This window comes from Sphingomonas aurea (assembly GCF_030678875.1).
Lineage (GTDB): Bacteria > Pseudomonadota > Alphaproteobacteria > Sphingomonadales > Sphingomonadaceae > Sphingomonas > Sphingomonas aurea.
In genome coordinates, this window is the sequence record NZ_JAUUDS010000001.1 from 1,159,344 (window position 1) to 1,181,141 (window position 21,798).

Here is a 21,798-nt window from a genome sequence, read left to right on the forward strand (position 1 = left end):
GGCGCCGCCATAGTCCGGAGCTTAACCGGACACAATGTCCGTTATCGCGTCGCTTGCGTCGCGGTCAGCGGAACGACGCACATCAGCAGGGCCAGCAGCCAGAACGCGGTCGGCAGCCCCACGCCTTGTGCCACGACGCCGATCGCCGCCGGCCCGACCAATATGCCGGCATAGCCCATCGTCGTGATCGCCCCGATCGCCAGCGCCGGCGGCATCGCGGTCTGCGTGCCCGCCCGCCGGAACAGCACCGGCACGATGTTGGACGCGCCCAGCCCGATCAGCAGGAAACCGGCGAGCGCAACTCCCGCAATCGGCGCCGCCAGCAGCGTCGCGAACCCTGCCACCGTCACCGCGCCGCCACCGATCAGCGTGGCACGGTCGCCGATCCGCGCGGTCAGCCGGTCGCCGACCAGTCGCCCGGCGGTCATCGCGACCGCAAACAGGATATAGCCGGTGCCGCCCTGCGCCCGCGCCACCAGCCCGCGCCCCTCGATCAGCAGCGCGCTCCAGTCGAGGATCGCACCTTCGACCAGAAAGGTGATCGCGGCGAGCGCGGCGAGCAGCAGGACGATCCCGCGCGGGCGGACGAACACCGGCCCGTCCTGCACCGCGGTCGCACGCAGCAGCCGCGGCCAGGCGATCAGCATCGCCGCCGCCATCGCCACGCCGCAGGCCAGTGTTCCCGCCCGCGCAGCGACGCCAAGTGACAGCAGGAAGGTCATGACGGTCGACCCCGCGAAGCCACCGATGCTGAACAGCGCGTGGAAGCCGGACATCAGCGGTTGCCCCGCGGCCCGCTCGACCTCGACCGCATGGACGTTCATCGCCACGTCGAGCGATCCCAGCGCCGCGCCGAACAGCAGCAGCGCCGTGCCGAGCGTTACCGGCGTCGCCGCCACGCTCAGCAGCGGCAGGATCGCCGCCATCGCCAGCCCCGCCGCGACGATCACCGGCCGGCTGCCATAGCGCGCGCTGAGCGGGCCGGTCGCGATCATCGCGGCGACCGATCCCATCCCGATGCACAGCAGCAGCAGGCCAAGCGCGCCATCGTCCACCCCCAGCCGCTGCTTGGCGAACGGCACCAGCGGCGCCCAGCAGGCGATACCGAAGCCGGCGATCAGAAAGGCCAGCCGGGTCGCGAGCCGGGCAGCCGGGCGGTCGGCATCGTCCATCGGACACTCCTGAAGATCGGGCGACTTCGCCCGTCGCAGCAGAAAGCCGTACTTGCCAAGGAGTTTCCGCCGCCGCACGATCGGGCATCCCCCGATGCGATCCGAAAGGTCGACGATGAACCGCTCCGCCCTGCTCCTCCTTGCCGCCGCCCCCGCCCTGATCGCCGCCAGCGCGCCGCGCGTGCCGGCCGCCGTCGCCGCCGCGGTCGCCGCGCCGACCCGCACCGCCGCCAATGTCGCGCGCGACCGCTATCGCCACCCGGCCGAGACGCTCGCCTTTTTTGGGGTCAAGCCGACCGACACGGTGGTCGAGGTCTGGCCGGGTGGCGGCTGGTACACCGAGATCCTCGCACCCCTGACGGCGAAGTCCGGCACATACTACGCCGCCGGCCCCTGGGCGAAGGGGCTGGACGGCGTCCGCGCGATGCAGGCCCGCGACGCTGCCACCTATGGCAAGGCGAAGCTCGCCGCCTTTCCCGCAGAGGCAGGCGCGGCGGGCGTGCCCGACGGCAGCGCCGATGTCGTCCTGACCTTTCGCAACGTCCATAACTGGCGGTTCGGCGGTGCCGACCGGGCGCGCGCGATGTTCGCCGCGATGTACCGGATGCTGAAGCCCGGCGGGACGCTCGGCGTCGTCGAGCACCGCCTGCCCGAGAACCGCGACGCCGCCGCCGAGGAGAAGAGCGGCTATATGAAGCCGAGCAGCGTCATCGCCTTCGCCACCGCCGCCGGCTTCCGCCTCGCCGCCCGGTCGGAGGTGAACGCCAACTCTAAGGACAGCGCCGACTGGCCCGAAGGCGTCTGGACGCTGCCGCCCAGCTACGCCCTGAAGGACAAGGATCGCGCGAAGTACGCGGCGATCGGCGAGAGCGACCGGATGACGCTGAAGTTCATCAAGCCGCGGTAATCCAGACAACTTGGCCTCTCCCCTTCAGGGGAGGGGCGCATGTGCCGCTACCCCGCGCGGAAATGCCGGGCGATCACGTCGCCATGCGCCGGCATCCGCTCGGCCGTTTCGGCGATCACGCGCCGCATTCCGGACAGCACCGCGCGACGCTCTGCCGCGCTGACGCCATCGGCCAGCCGATCGCGGCCGCCCGGCACCACCCCCTGCCCCAGCAGCACCGCCAGCCAGTTGGCGTCGTGGAAGATGTCGCCCGGCCGCTCCAGCAGGCGGCCGGTGCGGGCGAAGAGCTGCATCTTCTCGACGAGCGTCTCCGGCAGTTCGGTCGCGCGGCAGGCGCGCCAGAACGGCGTGTCCTCTCGCTCCGTCGCGACATAGTGGAGGATCAGGAAGTCGCGCACCGCGTCGAACTCGCGTGCGACGCGGCGGTTATATTCGTCGCGAATGCCGAGATCGAAACCGCGATCGGGAAACCAGGCGAGCAGGTTGGTGATGCCGCTCTGGATCAGGTGCAGGCTGGTCGATTCCAGCGGCTCGAGAAAGCCCGAGGCGAGGCCCAGCGACACGACATTGCCCGACCAGGCCCGCTCCCGCCGGCCGGTGGTGAAGCGCAGCCGGCGCGGATCGCCGGCCGGCGCGGCGTCGAGATTGGCGAGCAGCACCGCCTCTGCCGCATCGTCGTCGATGAAGCGGCTGCAATAGACATGGCCATTGCCGACCCGGTGCTGGAGCGGAATGCGCCACTGCCACCCCGCGTCGCGCGCGGTCGCGCGGGTAAAGGGCGTCGGTGGTCCGGCATTCACGGTCGGGACCGCCACCGCCCGGTCGCATGGCAGCCAGCGCCGCCAATCGAGATAGGGCGTCGCCAGCGCCTCGCCGATCAGCAGCCCGCGAAAGCCGGTGCAGTCGAGGAACAGGTCGCCGCCGATCCGCCGCCCGTCTTCCAGCACCAGTTCGCGCACGAAGCCGCTCTCGGCATCCTGCGCGACGCTGCCGATCCGCCCCTCCACCCGCTCCACGCCGCGCGCCTCGGCGAAGCGGCGCAGGAAGGCCGCGTAGAGGCTGGCGTCGAAATGATAGGCATAGCCATAGGTCGCGAAGACCGATCGCGCGTCGCCCGACGGCTTGGCGAAGCGCCCGCGCGCCGCCGCCGCGTCGGCCAGCGAATAGGCGGACAGCGGCGTCGTGTCCCCCTCCGCCCGCGCGGCGAGCCACTGCTGGTGGAACGGCACCATGCCGAAATCGTCGCCGTAGCGGCCGAACGGGTGGAAGTACCGGTGGCCCTGCCGCCACCAGTCGACGAACTCGATGCCGAGCTTGAACGTACCCTTCGTCTCGCGGACGAAGCTCGCCTCATCGATACCCAGGATCGTGTTGAACGCCTGGATCGGCGGGATCGTCGCCTCGCCGACGCCGACCGTACCGATCTCCTCGGATTCGACCAGCACGATGGCGATGCCGGTGCCGCGCAGCCCCTGTGCCAGCGCCGCGGCCGCCATCCAGCCGGCGCTGCCGCCACCGGCGATCACGATGCGACGCAGCGCCTCGCTCATGCCGCCAGCGCCCGGCAGGTGCGCTCGACGAACAGGTCGTGCGCCGGCATCGACTCGGCAGCCCGGGCAAGCAGTGCGCGTCGGTCGGCGAACAGCTTCGCCAGCACCTGCGGATCGGCGGTGTCGGCGGTCGCGTCGATGCCGCGCGGCACCCGCTCCTGGCCCAGCAGGATCGCCACCCAGCTTGGCTCCTGATGCGATTCCAGGTCGTAGAGCGGCACCCGCGCGCATGCGTCCCACGTCGCCAGCTTGTGCGCCAGCGTATCGGGCAGCGCCATCGCCCGGCACTGCCGCCACAGCGGCTCGTCGCGCGACGACAGCGCGTAATGCGCGATCAGGAAATCGCGGATCCGCTCATATTCGCCGATCGTCTGGCGGTTATACTCGGCGGCGATCGCCGGGTCTGCAGACCCCGACGGCAGCAGCTCGATCAGCCGCGCAAGCCCGGTCTGGATCAGCTGGATGCTGGTCGACTCCAGCGGCTCCATGAACCCGGCCGCCAGCCCGATGCCGATCACGTTGCGCTCCCAGAAGCGCGCGCGCCGTCCGGTCGTGAAGCGCAACGGCCGAGGATCGCCCAGCGCCTCGCCGTCCAGACCGGCGAGCAAGGTCGCCGCCGCCTCGTCGTCGGAAATCTGGCTGCTGGCATAGACCATGCCGTTGCCGGTGCGATGCTGGAGCGGGATGCGCCACTGCCATCCCGCCGCCCGTGCCGTCGCGCGGGTAAAGGGGGTCAGCCGCCCCGCCCGCCGCGATCCGACCGCCATCGCACGGTCGCAGGGCAGCCAGTGCGACCAGTCGACGAACGGCACTGCCAGCGCCTGCCCCAGCAACAGGCTGGCGAAACCGGAGCAGTCGACGAACAGGTCGCCTGTCACCTCGCGGTCGCCGTCGAGGACGAGCGTCGTGACGTCACCGCTCTCGCCGTCGCGCGTCACGCCGGCGATCCGCCCCTCGATCCGCTGCACGCCCTTGCCCTCGGCATGACGGCGCAGCAACTGCGCGTAGAGGCCGGCATCGAAGTGATAGGCGTGCTTGAAGGCAGCGGCCGGCCCCTTCATCGCCTGTGGCGGGGCGAAGCGGTCGCGACCGGCAGCGGCCCAGGCCATCGACCACGCACCGATCGGTGCGTCCAGCCCCTCGCGGCGCAGGCGCAGCCAGTGATGATGCGGTGCGACGCCGTCGATATCCGCGCCGTAATCGCCGAAGCCGTGGAAGTGCCGGTTGCCGACCCGACCCCAGTCGACGAACTCGATGCCCAGCTTGAAACTGCCCTGGGTCGCCGCCACGAAATCGGGCTCGTGCAGGCCAAGCACGCTGTTCAGGTGCTGGATCAGCGGCACCGTCGCCTCGCCGACCCCGATCGTGCCGATCGCATCGGACTCGATCAGCGTCACCCGCGCCTGCGCCGGCGTCCGGAACCGCGCGATCAGCGCCGCCGCCATCCACCCGGCGGTGCCGCCACCGACGATGACGACATGCTGCGCGCCGGGATATTGCCGGGTCTGGTTCATCGTTCCTTCCTGCCGCACTCGCACCCGCCTAGCATCGATCGGCATGCGCCGCTCCCCTTTCTCCCCTCCCTGGACAAGGGAGGGGAGCGTATCGGGCAGTCGGGCGGCGAAGGATCCTAGAACACGCCGCGGACCAGGATGGCGATGCGCCGGTCGGTGTCGGTCCAGCTGTAGCGCGGCTTCAGGTCGGGATCGCCCACGTCCAGGAACGTGCGCGAGTTGAGCAGGTTGGTGCCCTGCACGCCAATCTTGAAGTGCTTGTCGATCGAATAGAGGATCGATGCGTCCAGCTGTCCGAAATTCTCCGACCATACCGGGAAATTCAGGTTCGCCGCCGAGGTTGTCAGCAGATAGGTCGAGCGCCAGTTATACGCCGCGCGTGCCGAAATGCCGTATTTCTCGTAGATGCCGGCGATGTTGAACGAGTATTTCGACAGGCCTTCCAGCGGCAGTTCCTTGGCCGCGTTGGTCGTCTGGTTCGCATCGAACACGTTCACCGCGGTGTTCTTGCCGCCCGACGAGTCGACATAGGTGAAGTTGCCGGTGAAACCCAACCCGCCGAGCGCACCCGGCAGCATGTCGAAGAACTGGGTGTAGCCGACCTCGAAGCCCTTGATCGTACCCTTTGACCCGTTGGTCTGCTGGGTCAGGTCGAACGTCACGGTCTGGCCGTTGCTGGTGAACGACTGCTGCGTCACGCCCGCGAAGATATAGTCGCGCAAGCGCTTGTAGAAACCGGCGAAGGTCAGGCTGTTCGACCTGCCGAAATACCACTCCAGGCTGGTGTCGAACTGGTCGGCCTTGGTCGGCTTCAGGTTGGGATTGCCCGAGGTGCCGGTAAAGGCGGTCCGCCGCCCGCCGACTCCGACGCCGTTGGCCACGCCGTTCGCGTCGAACGAGAAGCCCAGCTGGGTGAACGGGTTCAGCTGCGCGAAGGTCGGCCGCACCATCGCCTTGGCCGCGGCGAAGCGCAGCTGGACGTTGTCCTGCAGGAAGAAGCGCAGGTTGATGCTGGGCAGGACGTCGGTGTAGTTGCCCGACGACGACTGCTGCTGGCTGCCGATGTTGCCGCCAGCGAACGCCACCGCCTGTGCGAGCAGGGCGCAGTCCGCGGCCGTCGCCCCGCCTACGCCGACGGCGCAGTTCGGGTTGGTGATGGTCCCGACGCGCAGCGCCGAGCCCGCCGCGCTGTTCTCGGTGCGGATCACGCGAACGCCGATATTGCCGTCGAAGTGACCGGCAATCCCCTGATCCATGCCGAAGCGCAGCAGGCCATAGCCCGCATAGGTCTTCTCGGTCTGGTTGTTGATGCCGCCGCTGACATTGTCGCCGGCCGGCGCGGCCAGCGAGTAATCGTCCGACAGCGGCGTCCAGCCCCAGCCCGCCGACTGCGTGCTCTTCAGATAGCTGTACGCATTGGCCGTGCCGTTCTCGACCAGGCTGGCGGTCGGGAACCAGAAGCCGGGTCCGACCGACGGCACCTTGCCGCGGAAGAAGTTGTTGTAGCCGAAGAACCCGGATTGGGCGGGCAGGCCCGGATTCTGTAACCCGCCGGCAAACCCGGTCTGGTCGAGCGTCACCGGCGTACCGCCGCCCCAGTACTGGGCCGAGAGCAGCGCCCAGTTATATCCGGTCTGCCGCGTGATCGCGTTGCGGTCGGTGGCCCGGCCGCCGACACGGAACGACTTCAGGAAATCGCTGTCGGTGAAGGTGTACTCGACGTCGGCGCGCTGTGCCCACTCGTCGGCCTCGTTGTCCTCGATGTGATCCATCGCGGCAGCCCACCAGTAGAGGCTCTTGTTGGTCAGCGATCCGCCTGCCGCGGTCGGCGACAGGTTGATCGACGGATCGTCGCCGCTGAAATCGAACGCGATCGTCGTCGGCGTGCCGACCTGGGTGAAGGCGGTCATGCTGTAGACCTTGGCGGTCGACTTCACATACTGAACGTCGGCGCCGAACGCCCAGTGCTCGTCCGGCGTCCAGCGCAGGTTGAGCGAGTAATCCTGCGTCTTCTTGGTCTGCTTGCCGGAACGCGTGTCGAAATTGATGTTGCGGTTGGGCAGCACGCCCGATTCCAGCTGGTTCTGGTCACCGAACATCAGCGTCGAATTGCCGTTTGGGCTGGGCGTGTCGTAATCGCCGACTGCATATTCGATGTCCTTCGGCGTCGCCTTCGCCAGCAGCGCCTCGGCAGTGATGAGCAGCGTATCGCTCGGCTTCCACTGGAACGAGCCGTCGAACGCGGTGCGGCGCTGCTGCCAGTCGATCCGGCGAAAGCCCATGCCGGCCGGCACGTACACGGTCGAACCCGCCGCCACGCCGTCCTGCGCGCTGGTCAGGGTCGCGCGGTCATAGCGACCGGCGGTGATGCTGTCGGTGCGGTTGCCGATATTGCCGATCGAGTAGCTGAGCAGCAGGCCCACTTCACCCAGGCCGGTCTGCCACCGGCCGCTGCCCAGCACGTTGCCCGACAGGAAGCCCTTGTTGCGCAGGTCCGCATAGTTGGAATCGCCCGAGAAGGCGAAGACGTACCCGGTCGCGTCGAACGGCTTGCGGGTGCGCAGGTTGACGATGCCGCCGATGCCACCCTCGACCAGCTCCGCCGAGGGGTTCTTGTACACGTCGACGCCCGCTAGCAGGTCGGACGACACGTCCTCGAACGACAGGCCGCGGCCGTTGTTGGCGGAGAAGACGTCGCGACCGTTCAGCTCGGAGCGGACGAAGGACAGGCCGCGGATGAACACGCCGCCGCCCTCGGCAGACAGGCGCGCAGGGTCGCGATTCTCGTTGGTCCGCTGCAGCGTGACGCCGGGAATGCGCTGGAGCGCTTCCGACACCGATCGATCGGGCAGCGCGCCGATATCCTGCGCGGTGATCGAGTCGATCACCTGCTCGGCATTCTTCTTGCGGTCGCGCGCGCCCTGCAGCGAGGCGCGGATGCCGGTGACGATGATCTCGCCGTCGGTGTTCTGCGCGGTCGGGTTGTCGGACGGAGCCGATGTCGTCTCCTGACCCGCACCACCGGTGGTCGCGGGGATGCTCGTCTGGTCGGCAGCGGTGTTCTCGACCGGCGTCTGCTGCGCGAAGGCGGGCGCACTCAGCGCCAGCGCCGCCAGCACGGCGATCGAGGCGCCGGCGCGCAGCGCGGTTAGCGGCCGACGATCCCGGACGATCATCGACGAATAGGACGAATCGCTCATTTCAGTTCCCCTCTCCGACGTCCCTGCAGGGACGAACCTTCCCGAAGCCGTCAGCTCTCTCACCCCACGCTCTTGATAGCGCTATCACAGATCGGGGCAGAAAGTGCGGTTCGTTTTCAAATAAGTTCCCCGACTTCATCGGCCGGTTGACGGTTGTTAGCATTGGTCCGATGCGGGAGCAACACGAATATGTGGACCGCTAACATCGTCGGGAGTAGATCGCCCTCACAGGAGACAAGAGCATGCGGAACCTGCCGGAATCCGGACGGATCGGACGCGAGGACTGGGCCGCCATCGTTGCGGCAGGGCGGCCGCTGGTGCTGCGTGAACAGGTTGCCGACTGGCCCGCGGTCGCCGCTGCGCGCCGGGGCGAGATCGTCGACCATCTCCGGGCCGCGGCCGGCGAGCGCCCCGCCCCTTGCGTGGTCGGCGTCCCCGCGATCAGAGGCCGGTTCTTCTACCGCGCCGACATGCGCGGCATGAACTTCGGTCGGCGCGAGGCACCGCTCGGGGAGTTGCTCGATCAGTTGGTCGAACAGGCCGCCGCGGCCGAGCCGCTGACGCTGGCGATGCAGTCCGCACCGACCGACGTGGTGCTGCCCGGCTTCGCGGAGGATAATCCGCTGCCGCTGCTCGATGCCCATGTCCGCCCACGGATCTGGGTCGGCAACCGGGTGGCGGTCGCGACCCACTACGACTCGAACGACAATGTCGCCTGCGTCGTCGCCGGCCGCCGCCGCTTCACCCTGTTTCCGCCCGACCAAGTCGCAAACCTCTATGTCGGCCCGCTCGAGGTCACGCCGGCCGGCACCCCGGTCAGCATGGTCGACGTCGATGCCCCCGACTTCGTCCGCTACCCACGCTTCGCCGAGGCGCTGGAACATGGCCTGACCGCCGAGCTGGAGCCGGGGGACGCGATCTTCATTCCCTATCTGTGGTGGCACGCGGTCCGGTCGCTCGACCCGGTCAGCGTGCTGGTCAATTACTGGTGGAGCGACCGGGCCGAGCCGCTGTCGCCGGTGGACGCGCTGCTCCACGCACTGGCCGCGATGCGCGCCCTGCCGCCGTCACGCCGGGCGGCGTGGCGGGCGCTGTTCGACCACCTGATCTTCGACGACGCCGCCACCCACCTGCCGGACGACGCGCGTGGCGTCCTCGGCGACCTCGACGAGACCTCTCGCCGGGGTATCGCCACGCATCTGGCACGCCAGCTCGGCAAGCCCGCCTGACGGTCAGGCCGGCGCGTTACCGATCGTCATCGCGATCGTTCGCGCTTCGGCCGGTGCCAGCACCTCACCCACGCCGCGGTTGATCGCATCGGGCATGGCCGTGACCGGCTCGACGCAGAAATGATCCTCGCCCGGCGGCACGTAGAGGTGCAGCAGGCGGGTGCCACTTCCCCGCACCACCACGTCGCCGTCTTCGCGCCCGATGCGGACCGTGCCGTTCCAGCCTGTGTAGCAGTGATCGACCAGATCGCTCCGCTCCAGCGCTGCGCCCTGCGACCAGTCGCCCAGCGCGTCGGCTGGTGCCATCACGGTCGGCAGCATCGCCGCATCGGCCAGCCACACGCCCTCGGCCCCGAACGCCAGCGACCGTACCCCCGACCGCGCGAAATAGGGGTGGAAGCCCAGGCTGACCGGCATCGCCCGATCGTCGCGGTTGCTTACGGTCAGCGTTGCGGTCAGCCCCGCCGCATCGAGCGATATCCGCTGCACCGCCTCGTACCGCCACGGCCAGGCGGCGTTGCCATCATGGGTATGGAGCAGCGTTACCGATGCCGGCCCGCTCGCCGCGACCTGCCATGGCACCAGCCAGCCGACCCCGTGCAGCGGATGCGCCTGTCGCGGGTGGTTGGGCGCCAGCCGCACCGCGCGTCCGTCGAACGCGAAGCGGCCATCCGCGATACGATTGGCATAGGGCACCAGCGCGAAGTGCGCGAAGGCGAACGGATCGCTCGCCTCCTCCGCCGTCGATCGCAAGATATCGATCCCGCGCCGACGCAGTGCGGTAATCGCCCCGCCGGCCTCCGGCCGCAGCTCCATGGTCCACTCGCCCGCGGACAGCTTCACCCCACCATATCCTCCAGTTCGCGCCCGCGCGTCTCGTGGACCATCGCGCGCACGAACACGAACGACGCGGCCGCCGCGATCGCATAGCCGCAATAGGTGATCGCCAGCCCCGGCGACACCACCAGCGACGGGAAGCTGACCGAGATCGCGGCATTGGCGATCCACTGCGCAAAGCCCGACACCGCCAGCGCCGATCCGCGGATCTGGTTGGGGAACATCTCACCCAGCATCACCCACATCACCGGGCCCCAGCTGACGTTGAAGAAGATCACATATAGGTTGGCCGCGACCAGCGCGATCACCCCGGCATTGCCCGGCAGCGTCACCGCGCCGCCCGCATCAGTCACCGCGGTCGAGAACGCCCAGGCGACCACCGCCAGCGTCACCGCCATGCCCGCCGATCCGATCAGCAGCAGCGGCTTGCGCCCGATCCGGTCGATCAGCGCGATCGTTAGCAGGCACGCGCCGATCGACAGCACGCCTGACAGGATGTTGATCTGGAGGGAATTGTCCTCGGTAAAGCCCACGGCTTCCCACAGGGTCGCGCCGTAATAGAAGACGACGTTGATCCCGACCAGTTGCTGGAACACGGCCAGACCGATGCCGACCCACAGGATCGGGCGGATGCGCCCGGTGCGCTTGTCGACTAGGTCCGACAGGGCCGGCCGATGATGGTCGCCGGCCAGGCTGGCGCGAATCTCGCGGACCTTGCGGTCCGCCTCTGCCGCGCCGAACAGCCGGGCCAGCACGCCCTGCGCCTCCGCCTCGCGGCCCTTGACGACCAGATAGCGCGGGCTTTCCGGAATGAAGAACAGCGCGACCAGATAGATCGCCGCCGGGATCACCTGCAGCCAGAACATCCAGCGCCACGCGGCATAGCCGCCCCACAGCGTCGCGGTCGATCCGCCAGCGTAGCGGGCAAGCGCGAAATTGGCGACGAACGCGCCGGTCAGGCCCGAGATAATCATGACCTGCTGGATGCTCGACAGCCGCCCGCGCACGTTGGCCGGCGTCACTTCCGAGATATAGACCGGCGAGGTGACGCTCGCCGCACCCACGCCCAGCCCGCCGATGATCCGCGCGACGATGAAGATCGCGGAGCTTTCCGCCGCCCCGGCCATCAACGCGGAGACGATGAACAGCACCGCCGACACCATCATCGTGTTGCGCCGGCCGATCAGGTCGGCCAGCCGCCCCGCGCCGAACGCGCCGATCGACGATCCGACCAGGATCGCGCCGACATTCACGCCGATGCCCAGCCGGCCAAGGCCGAACGCCGCCTCCAGCCCCTTCTGGGTGCCGTTGATGACGCCCGAATCATAGCCGAACATGAAACCGCCGATCGTCGCCACCGCGACCACCAGCCCGATCAGGCCGGTGTTGACCTGCCCACTAGCGCTTCCGCTGCGATGATCCATGCCCGCAATCCTCTCCTTGGTGGTGCCCCGCGCCTCTGCCGGGCGCATCCGACCTCTTCAACGCCAGCCGGCGTCGACGAAATAATCGTGTCCCGTGCACATACGCGCGTCGTCGGAGGCGAGGAACAGCGCCAACGCCGCGACGTCCGATGGCTGGATGCGTCCGTCCAGGCACTGCGCGGCGACGATCGCCGCCTCGCCCTCGGGCGTGTACCAGCGCTCCTGCCGGGGCGTCTGGACATTGCCGGGAACGATGGTGTTCACGCGGATGCCGCTCCGCCCCAGGTCGCGGGCAAGCGCGCGGGTCAGCCCCTCGATCGCCGCCTTCGCGGTCTGGTACAGCACCAGCTCGGGCAGCGCGAGGTGCCAGCTGATCGACCCGAAGTTCAGGATCACGCCCTTCCCCGCCCGCCGCATCGCCGGGGCGACCGCCTGCGCGGCGAAGAACTGGTGGCGCAGGTTGACGTTCATCCGCTCGTCCCAGAAGCGCGGCGTGACGTCCTCCACCCCATGGCGGTCATCGTTGGCGGCGTTGTTCAGCAGCACGTCGACGCCGCCCAGCGCCTCCTCCAAATCCGCGAAAGTGCGTGCGACGCAGTCCAGGTCGGTGAGGTCGCACCCGCGATAAAGCGGCGCGTGGCGCGCGCCCACTGCCAGCCGCGCGGCCAGCGCCTCACCCTCCGCATCGGCGATGTCGACGAAGGCGACCCGCGCGCCTTGCGCCACGAACGCCTCGACCAGCCCCGCGCCGATCCCGGTTGCGCCACCGGTGACCACCACCGCCTTGTCCTCCAGGCTCGGATAGTGCGCCCGGTGGCTGGTCGAGGTCGTCTGCAACATCGCATTCTCCGAATTGGTCATGCCGCGAGCAGCCCGCGGCGCGCGAGGTTGCGCATCAGATCGCCGATCCCGAAGGACCAGGCCGGCGCGTCGCGAGAGGTGGTGACGGTGTTGACCAGCGTACCGAGCCGCTCGCTGGCGATGGTCACGGTATCGCCGACCTTGTGGGTGAAGCCGCGGCCGGCCTCGTCCCGGTCTTGGGTCGGCGCGAACAGCGTGCCGCAGAACAGGACCAGCCCGTCGGGATAGTGATGCTCGCTCAGCGCCTGGCGCAGCAGCTCCTCCGGATCGCGGCTGATCTCGCGCATCGTGCTCGCGCCCTCCAGCACATAGCCATCGGCGCCCTCGATCGTCATCCGCACGTCCGCCCGCCGCACGTCGTCGATGCCGTACCCGTCGTCGAACAGCCGCACGAATGGCCCGAGCGAGCAGGATGCGTTGTTGTCCTTCGCCTTGCCCAGCAGCAGCGCCGAACGCCCCTCGAAATCGCGCAGGTTCACGTCGTTGCCCAGCGTCGCGCCGACGATGCGGCCCTGCGCGTCGGCGACCAGCACCACCTCGGGCTCCGGATTGTTCCAGGTCGAATCCGATCGGATGCCGACAGGGGCGTTCCAGCCCATAGTCGCCAGCACCGGCGCCTTGGTGAATATCTCCGCGTCCGGGCCGATCGCAACCTCCAGATATTGCGACCACATGCCCTGTTCGATCAATGCGGCCTTCAGCGCCGCCGCCTCGGCTGTGCCTGGCACCACCGACCGGATGCCGCCGCCCAGCGCCGCCTCCAGCCGCCCGCGCACCGCACCGGCGCGGGCGTGATCGCCGCGCGCCTGCTCCTCGATCACCCGTTCCAGCGCCGACACGGCAAAGGTGACGCCGGCGGCCTTCACGCACTGCAGATCGATGGGGCTGAGCAGGGTCGCCGCGTCCAGCGCCTCCAGCGGCCCGATCGCAGAGCCGCCGTCGAAATGTCCGCCCGCGATCAGCGCAGACACGGTCGGCGCCACCGGTGTCATGTCATGAACGATGCCGTGGCGGACCACGACCGGGGTCGGTCCCTCACCCTGATCGATCCGCCCGACGAACAGCCCGTCTTGCCAGTCGGCTGGCATCGCCCGCACCAGCCCGGTTTCCAAGTCCGACACCCACCCCTCCCGATTATTGTTAGCGGTATCGGCGAATGCGCGCGCGTCGTCAAGACGAGCATGGTCCCAAGCCGCTTCTTCTCCCCTCGGCGGATCGGTGAGCGGTTACGCAGGCGCGCTTGAAAAAAGGCGGATCAATGTTCGACGTTATTAGCATCGTCACCCCGGCCTTGATCCGGGTGACGAAAAGCTAGTGAGGAAGGAGCATGCCCTATCGCGCCACCCGGCTCTGCAGGTCCGCCGGATATCGTTCGCCCTGAACCGAAATCCGGGCCAGCGCCGCGTCCAGTTCGGCGAGCGCTGCGGCGTCCAGCACCAGCGAGGTGGCGGCGACATTCTCCTCCACCCGGTGCAGCTTGGTCGTTCCCGGGATTGGCACGATCCAGGGCTTGCGCGCCAGCAGCCACGCCAGCGCGACCTGTGCCTGGGTCGCGCCGATCCCCTCCGCGATGCCGCCGATCGCGTCGATCAGCCCCTGGTTCGCGCGCCGGTTCTCCGCCGAGAAGCGCGGCACCCGGTTGCGGAAATCGTCCTTGCCGAACTCGGTCGCGGCGTCGATCGCGCCGGTCAGGTATCCGCGCCCCAGCGGGCTGAACGGCACGAAGCCGATGCCCAGCTCCTCGCAGAGCGGCAGTACTGCTAGCTCCGGCTCGCGCCACCACATCGAATATTCGCTCTGCACCGCCGTCACCGGCTGCACGGCATTGGCGCGGCGGATGGTGTCGGGTCCGGCCTCGGACAGGCCGAAATGCTTCACCTTGCCGGCGGCGATCAGCTCGGCCACCGTACCCGCGACATCCTCGATCGGCACGTTCGGGTCGACACGGTGCTGGTAGAGCAGGTCGATCCGGTCGGTGCGCAGCCGCTTCAGCGAGGCATCGGTGACCGCGCGGATATTCTCCGGCCGGCTGTCGACACCCTGGTCCATCGCGCCAGCGGTGAAGCCGAACTTCGTCGCGATCACCACCTGGTCGCGGATCGGCTCCAGCGCCTGCCCGACCAGTTCCTCGTTGGTGAAGGGGCCATAGACCTCGGCCGTGTCGTAGAAGGTCACTCCCCGCTCGAACGCGCCGCGGATCAGCGCCACGCCCTCGTCGGTGGTCACCGGGGTGCCGTAAGCATGGCTCAGCCCCATGCAGCCCAGCCCCAACGCCGATACGTGAAGCCCGCTTCGACCCAGTTCACGCTGTTGCATCATGCCTCCTTCGGACGGCCCGAGCGCCTTCGCTCCAGCCACCACGCACATCCCGCCGCTGCCAGCCAGCCGAGGAACCATGGCCAGGACGCACCACGCGCGCTTTCGGGTGCGTCGCGCCGCGCATTGCCGCCTCCGACCAGCGCCAGCGTCGCATCGCGCCGCGCGGTCGCCCGCACGCCCGGCAGGGCGTCCGCCGGCTGCACATAGAGCGGCCGCACCAGCCCCTGCCCGCCAGTCAGCAGGTGCCAACCCGCCGCCTGCGGCCAATATCCCGCACAGCCGCCCGCCGCGGGATCGGAAACCAGCGCCACGCGCCGCCCGTCCGGTGCAGCCACCGTGGCAGGACCCGGGGGCAGGTCGCACACGGCCGTCCGTTCGCCGGCGCGGGGCAAGGACTCGACCCGCACCACCGGCCGGGTGTCCGGCCGGGCGAGCGCCGCGGCGACTCCGCCCCACCACTCGCCGTACCGGTCGCCGTGTCCGGCACTGACCAGCCCGAAGCTGTCCTCGACCAGCCAGACGCCGACCCGCCCGCGCCCTGACGGTCGCCACCCGGCGAGAACCGCTCCCTTCGCGTCGCGCAGCACCGGCACCGCCCCCGGGAGCGTCACCACCCGCCGGGTCAGCTCCGGCAGGTCGTCGCGCGGCGCCGCCGCCGGCTCCGGCCCGCGCCGCGCCTGCAATGCCTGCTCGCTCGGCGCGGCGGGGGCCAGCGCAACCGGCGCGGTGGCCTGACCGCCCGCCACATCGATCCCCATCGCCCGCCACTGCGCGCGCACCCCTGCCGGCAGCGGCCCGGTGACGCGGAGCAGCGCGCCCATGCCGCTGCGCACCGCGCCCGCCACCGCCGCCCGCTCGCCCGGCGACAGGCTCGCCCAGCCACGATCGTCGAAGATCGCCAGATCGATCCTTGCCAGCGCCGGAGCGGTCAGCGCCGGCCCGTCGCCCACCACCGCCCCGCCGCCCAACCGGGCGCGGACAAGCGGGGCGAGGCCCGCATCGGTGGCCCAGCGCCGCAGAAACTTCACCTCCGGCCCCGGCGCGCCCGCGACGATCGCCACGCGCGTCGGCAGCGGCGCGACCGCCAGCACCGGCACCGCCGCCTCCTCGACCGCCGCCTGATCGGCCCCGCGCACGCGGATCGTAAACAGCGCCGCGCCCGCCGCCCGCGCGGTACCGCCCAGCACCGCCACTCCGTCCGCACCCGGCGCGACCCGGTCGACCAGCCGCCCGGCCGGGTCGAGCAGCTCGACCGACCCGCCCGCCACGCCGGCAATCTGGGCCGCAACCTGAAACGCCGCCCCCGGCGCCACCGCCGCTGGCGGATAGAGCCGCACCAGCCCGCGCGGCAGCGCCGGCGGATCGAACGCCAGCGCCAGCCCGCGCACCGCCTCTCGGTCCCGCGCCGCCAGCCCGCCGCCGACCACGCGCAACCCGCTGGTCCCCGGATACCGCCTGAGCGCCGTCGCCAGATCGGGCGCACGCTCGGCGCCTGTTACCTGCGCCTCGGGCAGCGCCACTAGCCGCTCGGCCGGGCCGGTCGCCACCAGTCGCGGCGCGCCCGCCGTCGCCACCACCAGCACACCCGCGTCACCGGCAATGCGCGGCGGCAGCAGCGTCAGCCAGAGCAATCCCGCCAGCACCGGCTGCAGACCCGCCAGTGCCGCGATCCGCCGCGCCCGCGAGCGCGTCGGCGCGCGCCATTGCCACCAGCCCAGCCGCACCCAGCCGAGCACCACCGCCGCCACCAGCAGCACCGCGAGCAGAGCCTCGGGCCTCATCGCAGCGCCTCGACATAACGACGCCCGCTTGCACCGCCATCGGCACGCCGCCGCACGCCGGGCGCCGACCGCGCCAGCACGCTCCACAGCGCCCCGCGCAGCCGCTGCCGACACGCGCCGCACGCCGGATCGCGCCGCACCGCGTCGATCGCCGCGCTCAGCGCCAGCGGGTCCGCCACCCGCCCTTCATTCGCGCGCAGCCAGCGGGTCAGCGGCTCCAGTGGTACCACCCCGCTCGCCAGCCCGCGCCACGCCGCCGCCGGGCTCGCATCGACAGGCTCGACCACCAGCGCGGGCAGCGCGGGGGCGATACCGTCGCGCTTGCCGGTCAGCCGCCGCCCCTCGTCGACCGACGGCAGCTGCGTCCCCGTCCGCGCCAGGAAGACGCGCGTTGCCTGCTGCACCTGCTTCAGGAAGCGCAACGCGGTGTTCGCCGGACCCAGCGCCTTGCGCGGCTCGCCCTGACGCAGCGCCAGCTCCGACTGCCACATCGCATCCAGCACCTTGCGCAGCGTCGCCCGCGTGCCCGGATCGAGCAGCGTCGCCGCTTCCGACTCGTCGTGCGTGTGGCCATATTCGGCGGTCACGTCGCCCGCGTCCCCGAAGGTCGCCGGGCCCGCCTTGTGGTCGTGCCCGTCATCGTCGCTGTGCGCCGGCGTCGCGCCCTCCTCGGCATCGCTGGTCGGCATCGCCGCCGTCGCGCCGCCGCCGGTCTCCTCGCCCATGAACTGGCCATAGCGTAGCCTGAGCAGCCGCTGGTCCGCACCGATCGCATCAGACTTCGCCACGAACGCCTCTGGCGCCAGCCGCGCGCGCTGCGCGATCAGCGCCTCGGCATCGATGATGATCTGGCGCTGGCTGGTGAAATAGGCGGGCATGACGCGGCGCACCGACGCCTCCAGCCCGCTCTCCGCCAGCGCGGCCGGCGGCCGGCGCAGGATCAGGCTCGGCCCGCGCACCACCTGCCCGTGGCTGTCGGCGACGATCAGCTGCGCGACCAGATCGCCCGCGTCGCGAAAGCCCAGCGCCGCCAGGTCGACGCTCGCCCCGAATCGCCGCCGCCGCGCATCGCCGCTTGCGCGAAGGGTCAGCGCCCGCTCGCGAAACGAGACATTCTCCCCCTCTCCCTGCGCCAGCACCAGCCGCAACCGCGCGGCCGGCGCGACGCCGTAATCGTCGGTCACCTCGAACCCCAGCGTCCAGCCGCGCTGCCCGGCCGTCACCTGCGTCAGCGTCCGTGACGGCGCGACGACGCGAATGCGCGGCACCTCGTCCGCCACCACGTCGATCCGGTGGAGCGGCGGTGTCGCCCCGCCCTCCGCCACCACCCGGTAGAGGAAGGATCGCTCCGCCACCCGCTGCGCCGTCCAGTCGCCATCCCGCACCAGCGGCAGTCGCGTTCCCTCCGGCGACACGATCGCAGCGCCCGCCGGCACCGGATCGAAGCGCAGCGTCCACTCCAGCCGCGAGCCCACCGGCACCCGCGCATCGAGCGTATCGAGCGGCCGCGCCGGCAACCCGGTATAGGCGGGCGGCACCACCGTTAGCCGCTGCCCCACCAGCCGCGGTACCCCTGGCACCACCGGCCCGCCCTCCGCCGCCGGTGCCAGCACGGCCGGCTCGCTCGCCGGCCACCACAGCAAAGCCGCGACCGTCACCAGCGCCGCCAGCCACAGCCCCGCGATTGACGCCACAGGCCAGCGCGGCGCCAGGTCGGGCACCGCCGCCGCAAGCCGCGCCGCCACCCGGCCGCGCTGCAGCCGCTGGAGCGGCCCCAGCCCCGCCGGATCGGCGAAGATCAGGTCGCTGCTATCCTCCAGATCGCCCCGCGCCGCATCCAATGCCGTGACCAGCCACGCCCGGTCATACTGCCGCGCCCGCCACCACGACGCGCCCGCCAGCAGCACGCCGACCACCAGCACCGCGATCAGCGAAAGCACCCCGCCACGCCGCCACGCCGCCACGCCCGCCACCAGCACGCCCGGCAGAACCAATGCAGCATCGCGCAGCATGGCCCGCAGCATCGCCGGCCGCGTCCAGTCGGACACCCGCTCGATCCTCACGGGCTCACTCCCCGTGACCGTGCCGTCGCCAGCCACCGCTCGATCAGCCACAACAGCGCAATGCCGAGCGCGAGTGGCAGGCGCAGGTCCCGCACCGGCTCATCCGACGCCGGCCCGCCTGTCAGCGGCGCATAGTCGCGCGCCATCACGACAGAAGGCGCGGGCAGCGGCGCCAGCACCGCGCGCAGCTCCGCCGGAAAGTCCGCCTCCAGCAGTTCGGGCATCGCGGCGGGCGTCAGGTCGCGCGTCAGCCGCACGATCCGCCCGCGCCCCAGCTTCGCCGCCTCGGCCAGCGGCGCACCGAGCGCGTCCCGCCACACCACCGCGCCGTTGGCAGGACTGTCGACCGGCACCAGCACCGTCCCGCCGCCTGCGACCCAGTCCCGCACCGCCGCCGGCAACGGACCGCCCGCGAGCCACACCAGATGCCGCGCGCCCGCCGGCACCGGCACCTCCGTTCCGGCCACCGCCACAGGCCGTCCCCAGGCCGCGCCAACCGCGCGCCACCACCGCAACTGCCCCGCCCGCTCCGGCGCGTAGCGCACCACCAGCTCGGGCACCGCCGCCATCGCCGGCCGGACGACAGGACCGCCCGGCACCACCCGCCACGTCACTGCCCGCGACAGTTTCGGCCGCTCCGCATCCACCCCCGCCAGCCGCTCGGGCACCACCACGGTCAGGGCCACGCCCGCGGGCAGGTCCGCGTCCAGCTGCCGGATCAGGCTGTCGACCGGTCCGCCGCCTGCCACCGCCTGCTCGACCGGCGGAAAACCCGGCGCCAACCACAGCCGCCGCCCCTCTCCCGTCCCCGGCACCGTTCCGGGCGCAAAGGCGGTCACCGGCGACCGGTCTGCACTTCCCGGCAGCATGGGCCGCGCCAGCCACAGCGCAATAAGCGCGATCAGCACCAGCCGCACCGCCAGCAGTGGCCGCTCGTCGAACCGCGGCCGGTGCCGCGGCCGCGGCTTCTGCCGCAGCCATTTCAGCGCCGCGAAGTCGGTCGGGCGCGTCTCGGTCCGCCGCGCCAGATGCACGGCAAGCGGCACCGCCCAGCCGAGCAGCGCGACGAGCCCCAGCGGCGCCGCGAGCATCATCCGAACAGCGTCCTGAGCGGCGTGTCCAGCGGCTGGTCGAGCACCAGCTCCCCGCGCCGTATCCCCGCCGCATCCAGCCCAGCGTGCAAGGCCACCTGCGCTGCGCCGAACCGCGCGACGAACTCCGCCCGCAATGCCGCACCGTCGCCCAGCAACTCCTCGCCCGTTTCCGGATCGCGAAACCGGTAGCCGCCATCGAACGGGAAATTGCGCTCTTCCACGGTCAGGATCTGGATCGCCAGCACCTCACGTCCCGCCGCCGACAGCCGCACCGCCAGGTCGAGCGTTCCGGCATCGAAGAAGTCGCTGACCACCACCACCAGGTCGCGTTGCCCGATCCGCCCCCAGACCGGTGCCAGCGCCCGCTCGTCGGGCAGCACCCCGCCCGCGCTCAGCCCCGCCAGCTCCAGCCGCAGCCGGTCGCGCGCGCGTGCACCCCCATGCGGCGGCACCACCCGCATCGCCTCACCGAGTGTCACCAGCGCGAACCGGTCGCCCTGCATCAGCGCCAGTTCGACGATGCACGCCGCCAGCGCCCTGCCCGCGTCGAGCCGCGACCGGTCCGGCCGCGCCGCATCCGCCTGCCCCATCGATCCGCTGGTATCGAGCAGCACCCACGCGGCGACCGGGCTCTCCCGCTCCGCCTCGCGCACGAAGAAGCGGTCGGAGCGGCCGTACAGCTTCCAGTCGATCTGCCGCGGCTCGTCGCCGCGCTCGTACGGGCGGTACTGCGCGAACTCCAGCCCCGCGCCGCGGCTGGCGCTGCGATGCGCGCCCAGCCCCCGATCGCCGATCGCCCGCCGCGTCGCCAGCGTCAGGTCGCGCAACCGGTGGCGGACGTCGGCCGGTATCAGCTCAACCACCGGGGCCGCGCACCCCCGCGACCAGCCGCTCGACCACATTGTCGGCGCTCACCCCCTCCGCCTCGGCAGCGAAGGACAGGAGCAGCCGGTGACGCATCACCGGCCCGGCGAGCGCCGCGACGTCCGCGCGCGTCGCCGCCAGCCGCCCGTGGAGCAGCGCCCGCGCCTTCGCTGCCAGCACCAATGACTGGCCCGCACGCGGCCCCGCGCCCCAGCGGACATATTGCCCGATCCCCTGCGGCATCGCCGCGTCGCCCGGCCGGCTGGCGCGCACCAGCCGCGTGATCCAGTCGAGCAGATCGCCCGACAGGTGGACGTCGCGGACCAGCGCCTGGATGGCGATGATTTCCTCGCCCGCCATCACCCGCGGCACCTCGGCCATGTGGCTGCCGGTGGTCTGGGCCAGGATATCGCGCTCCTCCGCCTCGCTGGGATAATCGACGCGGACGTGGAGCAGGAACCGGTCCAGCTGCGCCTCGGGCAGCGGATAGGTGCCCGCCTGTTCCAGCGGGTTCTGCGTCGCCAGCACGAAGAACGGCGCCGGCAGCCGGTGCGTGACGCCGCCATAGCTGACCGTCCGCTCCTGCATCGCCTCCAGCAGCGCCGCCTGGGTCTTTGGCGGGGTGCGGTTCAATTCGTCGGCGAGCAGCAGGTTGGTGAAGACCGGCCCCGGCTGAAACCGGAAGTGCCGCTTGCCGGTGCCGTGATCCTCCTCCAGCAATTCGGTGCCCAGGATATCGCTCGGCATCAGGTCCGGCGTGAACTGCACCCGGCGGAAATCGAGGTCGAGCGCCTGCCCCAGCGACCGGACCAGCAGCGTCTTGCCCAGCCCCGGCACGCCCTCCAGCAGGCAGTGTCCGCCCGCGATCAGCCCGATCAGCAGCTGCTCGACCACCGCGCCCTGCCCGACGATCGCCGCGCCGATCGCGGCCTTCAGCCCGGTCAGCCGCTCCAGCTTCTCGGCAATTTCCGCTTCCGTCATCC

Annotated in this window: 16 protein-coding genes; 2 read left to right on the forward strand and 14 right to left on the reverse strand. The window is 70.8% G+C overall.

Annotated elements, in window-relative coordinates; all coding sequences use genetic code 11:
- Window positions 1-41: 41 nt before the first annotated feature.
- Complete coding sequence (locus tag Q5H91_RS05870; RefSeq protein ID WP_305172278.1) at window positions 42-1,172, reverse strand: MFS transporter; 1,131 nt, start codon at window positions 1,170-1,172, stop codon at window positions 42-44.
- Between the two features lie 115 nt (window positions 1,173-1,287).
- Between Q5H91_RS05870 and Q5H91_RS05875 the strand changes: the two genes are divergently transcribed.
- Window positions 1,288-2,079, forward strand: a complete 792-nt coding sequence (locus Q5H91_RS05875; RefSeq protein WP_305172279.1) for a class I SAM-dependent methyltransferase — start codon at window positions 1,288-1,290, stop codon at window positions 2,077-2,079.
- Between the two features lie 47 nt (window positions 2,080-2,126).
- Here the strand turns inward: Q5H91_RS05875 and Q5H91_RS05880 are convergent, their stop codons facing one another.
- The 3 genes from Q5H91_RS05880 to Q5H91_RS05890 all read right to left on the reverse strand — a co-directional run bounded on the left by Q5H91_RS05880 (window position 2,127) and on the right by Q5H91_RS05890 (window position 8,343).
- Window positions 2,127-3,629 (reverse strand): tryptophan halogenase family protein, encoded by a 1,503-nt coding sequence (locus tag Q5H91_RS05880; RefSeq protein WP_305172280.1) that lies wholly within the window; start codon window positions 3,627-3,629, stop codon window positions 2,127-2,129.
- Complete coding sequence (locus Q5H91_RS05885) at window positions 3,626-5,143, reverse strand: tryptophan halogenase family protein (protein ID WP_305172281.1); 1,518 nt, start codon at window positions 5,141-5,143, stop codon at window positions 3,626-3,628. The genes Q5H91_RS05880 and Q5H91_RS05885 overlap by 4 nt, the downstream gene beginning before the upstream one ends.
- 116 nt (window positions 5,144-5,259) lie before the next feature.
- On the reverse strand, window positions 5,260-8,343 hold the full coding sequence (locus Q5H91_RS05890) for a TonB-dependent receptor (RefSeq protein WP_305172282.1): 3,084 nt from the start codon (window positions 8,341-8,343) through the stop codon (window positions 5,260-5,262).
- A gap of 242 nt (window positions 8,344-8,585) precedes the next feature.
- Here Q5H91_RS05890 and Q5H91_RS05895 point away from each other — a divergent pair, with 242 nt between their 5' ends.
- Window positions 8,586-9,572, forward strand: coding sequence for a cupin-like domain-containing protein (locus tag Q5H91_RS05895; protein ID WP_305172283.1), 987 nt, complete (start codon window positions 8,586-8,588; stop codon window positions 9,570-9,572).
- A gap of 3 nt (window positions 9,573-9,575) precedes the next feature.
- Here the strand turns inward: Q5H91_RS05895 and Q5H91_RS05900 are convergent, their stop codons facing one another.
- The 10 genes from Q5H91_RS05900 to Q5H91_RS05945 all read right to left on the reverse strand — a co-directional run bounded on the left by Q5H91_RS05900 (window position 9,576) and on the right by Q5H91_RS05945 (window position 21,796).
- Window positions 9,576-10,415: an aldose 1-epimerase gene (locus Q5H91_RS05900; RefSeq protein WP_305172284.1), complete on the reverse strand. Its 840-nt coding sequence runs from the start codon at window positions 10,413-10,415 to the stop codon at window positions 9,576-9,578.
- Window positions 10,412-11,833 (reverse strand): sugar porter family MFS transporter, encoded by a 1,422-nt coding sequence (locus Q5H91_RS05905; protein WP_305172285.1) that lies wholly within the window; start codon window positions 11,831-11,833, stop codon window positions 10,412-10,414. The genes Q5H91_RS05900 and Q5H91_RS05905 overlap by 4 nt, the downstream gene beginning before the upstream one ends.
- Window positions 11,834-11,890: 57 nt before the next feature.
- Entirely contained in the window at window positions 11,891-12,673 is a 783-nt protein-coding gene (gene xylB / locus Q5H91_RS05910; RefSeq protein ID WP_305172408.1) for a D-xylose 1-dehydrogenase, read from the reverse strand.
- Between the two features lie 17 nt (window positions 12,674-12,690).
- Window positions 12,691-13,782 carry a fumarylacetoacetate hydrolase family protein gene (locus tag Q5H91_RS05915; protein WP_305172409.1) on the reverse strand — a complete coding sequence of 364 codons (1,092 nt, stop codon included), beginning with the start codon at window positions 13,780-13,782 and terminating at the stop codon, window positions 12,691-12,693.
- Window positions 13,783-14,026: 244 nt separating this feature from the next.
- Window positions 14,027-15,010, reverse strand: a complete 984-nt coding sequence (locus Q5H91_RS05920; RefSeq protein ID WP_305172410.1) for an aldo/keto reductase — start codon at window positions 15,008-15,010, stop codon at window positions 14,027-14,029.
- Complete coding sequence (locus tag Q5H91_RS05925) at window positions 15,010-16,794, reverse strand: carboxypeptidase regulatory-like domain-containing protein (RefSeq protein ID WP_305172286.1); 1,785 nt, start codon at window positions 16,792-16,794, stop codon at window positions 15,010-15,012. Before Q5H91_RS05925 ends, Q5H91_RS05920 begins: the two co-directional genes overlap by 1 nt.
- Window positions 16,791-18,857, reverse strand: a complete 2,067-nt coding sequence (locus Q5H91_RS05930) for a DUF4175 domain-containing protein (RefSeq protein ID WP_305172287.1) — start codon at window positions 18,855-18,857, stop codon at window positions 16,791-16,793. The genes Q5H91_RS05925 and Q5H91_RS05930 overlap by 4 nt, the downstream gene beginning before the upstream one ends.
- Window positions 18,854-19,951, reverse strand: coding sequence for a BatA domain-containing protein (locus tag Q5H91_RS05935; protein WP_305172288.1), 1,098 nt, complete (start codon window positions 19,949-19,951; stop codon window positions 18,854-18,856). Before Q5H91_RS05935 ends, Q5H91_RS05930 begins: the two co-directional genes overlap by 4 nt.
- Window positions 19,948-20,814, reverse strand: a complete 867-nt coding sequence (locus tag Q5H91_RS05940; protein ID WP_305172289.1) for a DUF58 domain-containing protein — start codon at window positions 20,812-20,814, stop codon at window positions 19,948-19,950. The genes Q5H91_RS05935 and Q5H91_RS05940 overlap by 4 nt, the downstream gene beginning before the upstream one ends.
- Window positions 20,807-21,796 (reverse strand): AAA family ATPase, encoded by a 990-nt coding sequence (locus tag Q5H91_RS05945; RefSeq protein ID WP_370655225.1) that lies wholly within the window; start codon window positions 21,794-21,796, stop codon window positions 20,807-20,809. Before Q5H91_RS05945 ends, Q5H91_RS05940 begins: the two co-directional genes overlap by 8 nt.
- Between the last annotated feature and the right edge of the window lie 2 nt (window positions 21,797-21,798).

Excerpts from the sequence above, each read along its gene's own strand:
- Q5H91_RS05870 (WP_305172278.1), bottom strand. The coding sequence starts at position 1,172 with ATGGACGATGCCGACCGCCCGGCTGCCCGGCTCGCGACCCGGCTGGCC.
- Q5H91_RS05875 (WP_305172279.1), top strand. The coding sequence starts at position 1,288 with ATGAACCGCTCCGCCCTGCTCCTCCTTGCCGCCGCCCCCGCCCTGATC.
- Q5H91_RS05880 (WP_305172280.1), bottom strand. The coding sequence starts at position 3,629 with ATGAGCGAGGCGCTGCGTCGCATCGTGATCGCCGGTGGCGGCAGCGCC.
- Q5H91_RS05885 (WP_305172281.1), bottom strand. The coding sequence starts at position 5,143 with ATGAACCAGACCCGGCAATATCCCGGCGCGCAGCATGTCGTCATCGTC.
- Q5H91_RS05890 (WP_305172282.1), bottom strand. The coding sequence starts at position 8,343 with ATGAGCGATTCGTCCTATTCGTCGATGATCGTCCGGGATCGTCGGCCG.
- Q5H91_RS05895 (WP_305172283.1), top strand. The coding sequence starts at position 8,586 with ATGCGGAACCTGCCGGAATCCGGACGGATCGGACGCGAGGACTGGGCC.
- Q5H91_RS05905 (WP_305172285.1), bottom strand. The coding sequence starts at position 11,833 with ATGGATCATCGCAGCGGAAGCGCTAGTGGGCAGGTCAACACCGGCCTG.
- xylB (WP_305172408.1), bottom strand. The coding sequence starts at position 12,673 with ATGTTGCAGACGACCTCGACCAGCCACCGGGCGCACTATCCGAGCCTG.
- Q5H91_RS05915 (WP_305172409.1), bottom strand. The coding sequence starts at position 13,782 with ATGCCAGCCGACTGGCAAGACGGGCTGTTCGTCGGGCGGATCGATCAG.
- Q5H91_RS05920 (WP_305172410.1), bottom strand. The coding sequence starts at position 15,010 with ATGCAACAGCGTGAACTGGGTCGAAGCGGGCTTCACGTATCGGCGTTG.
- Q5H91_RS05925 (WP_305172286.1), bottom strand. The coding sequence starts at position 16,794 with ATGAGGCCCGAGGCTCTGCTCGCGGTGCTGCTGGTGGCGGCGGTGGTG.
- Q5H91_RS05935 (WP_305172288.1), bottom strand. The coding sequence starts at position 19,951 with ATGATGCTCGCGGCGCCGCTGGGGCTCGTCGCGCTGCTCGGCTGGGCG.
- Q5H91_RS05945 (WP_370655225.1), bottom strand. The coding sequence starts at position 21,796 with ATGACGGAAGCGGAAATTGCCGAGAAGCTGGAGCGGCTGACCGGGCTG.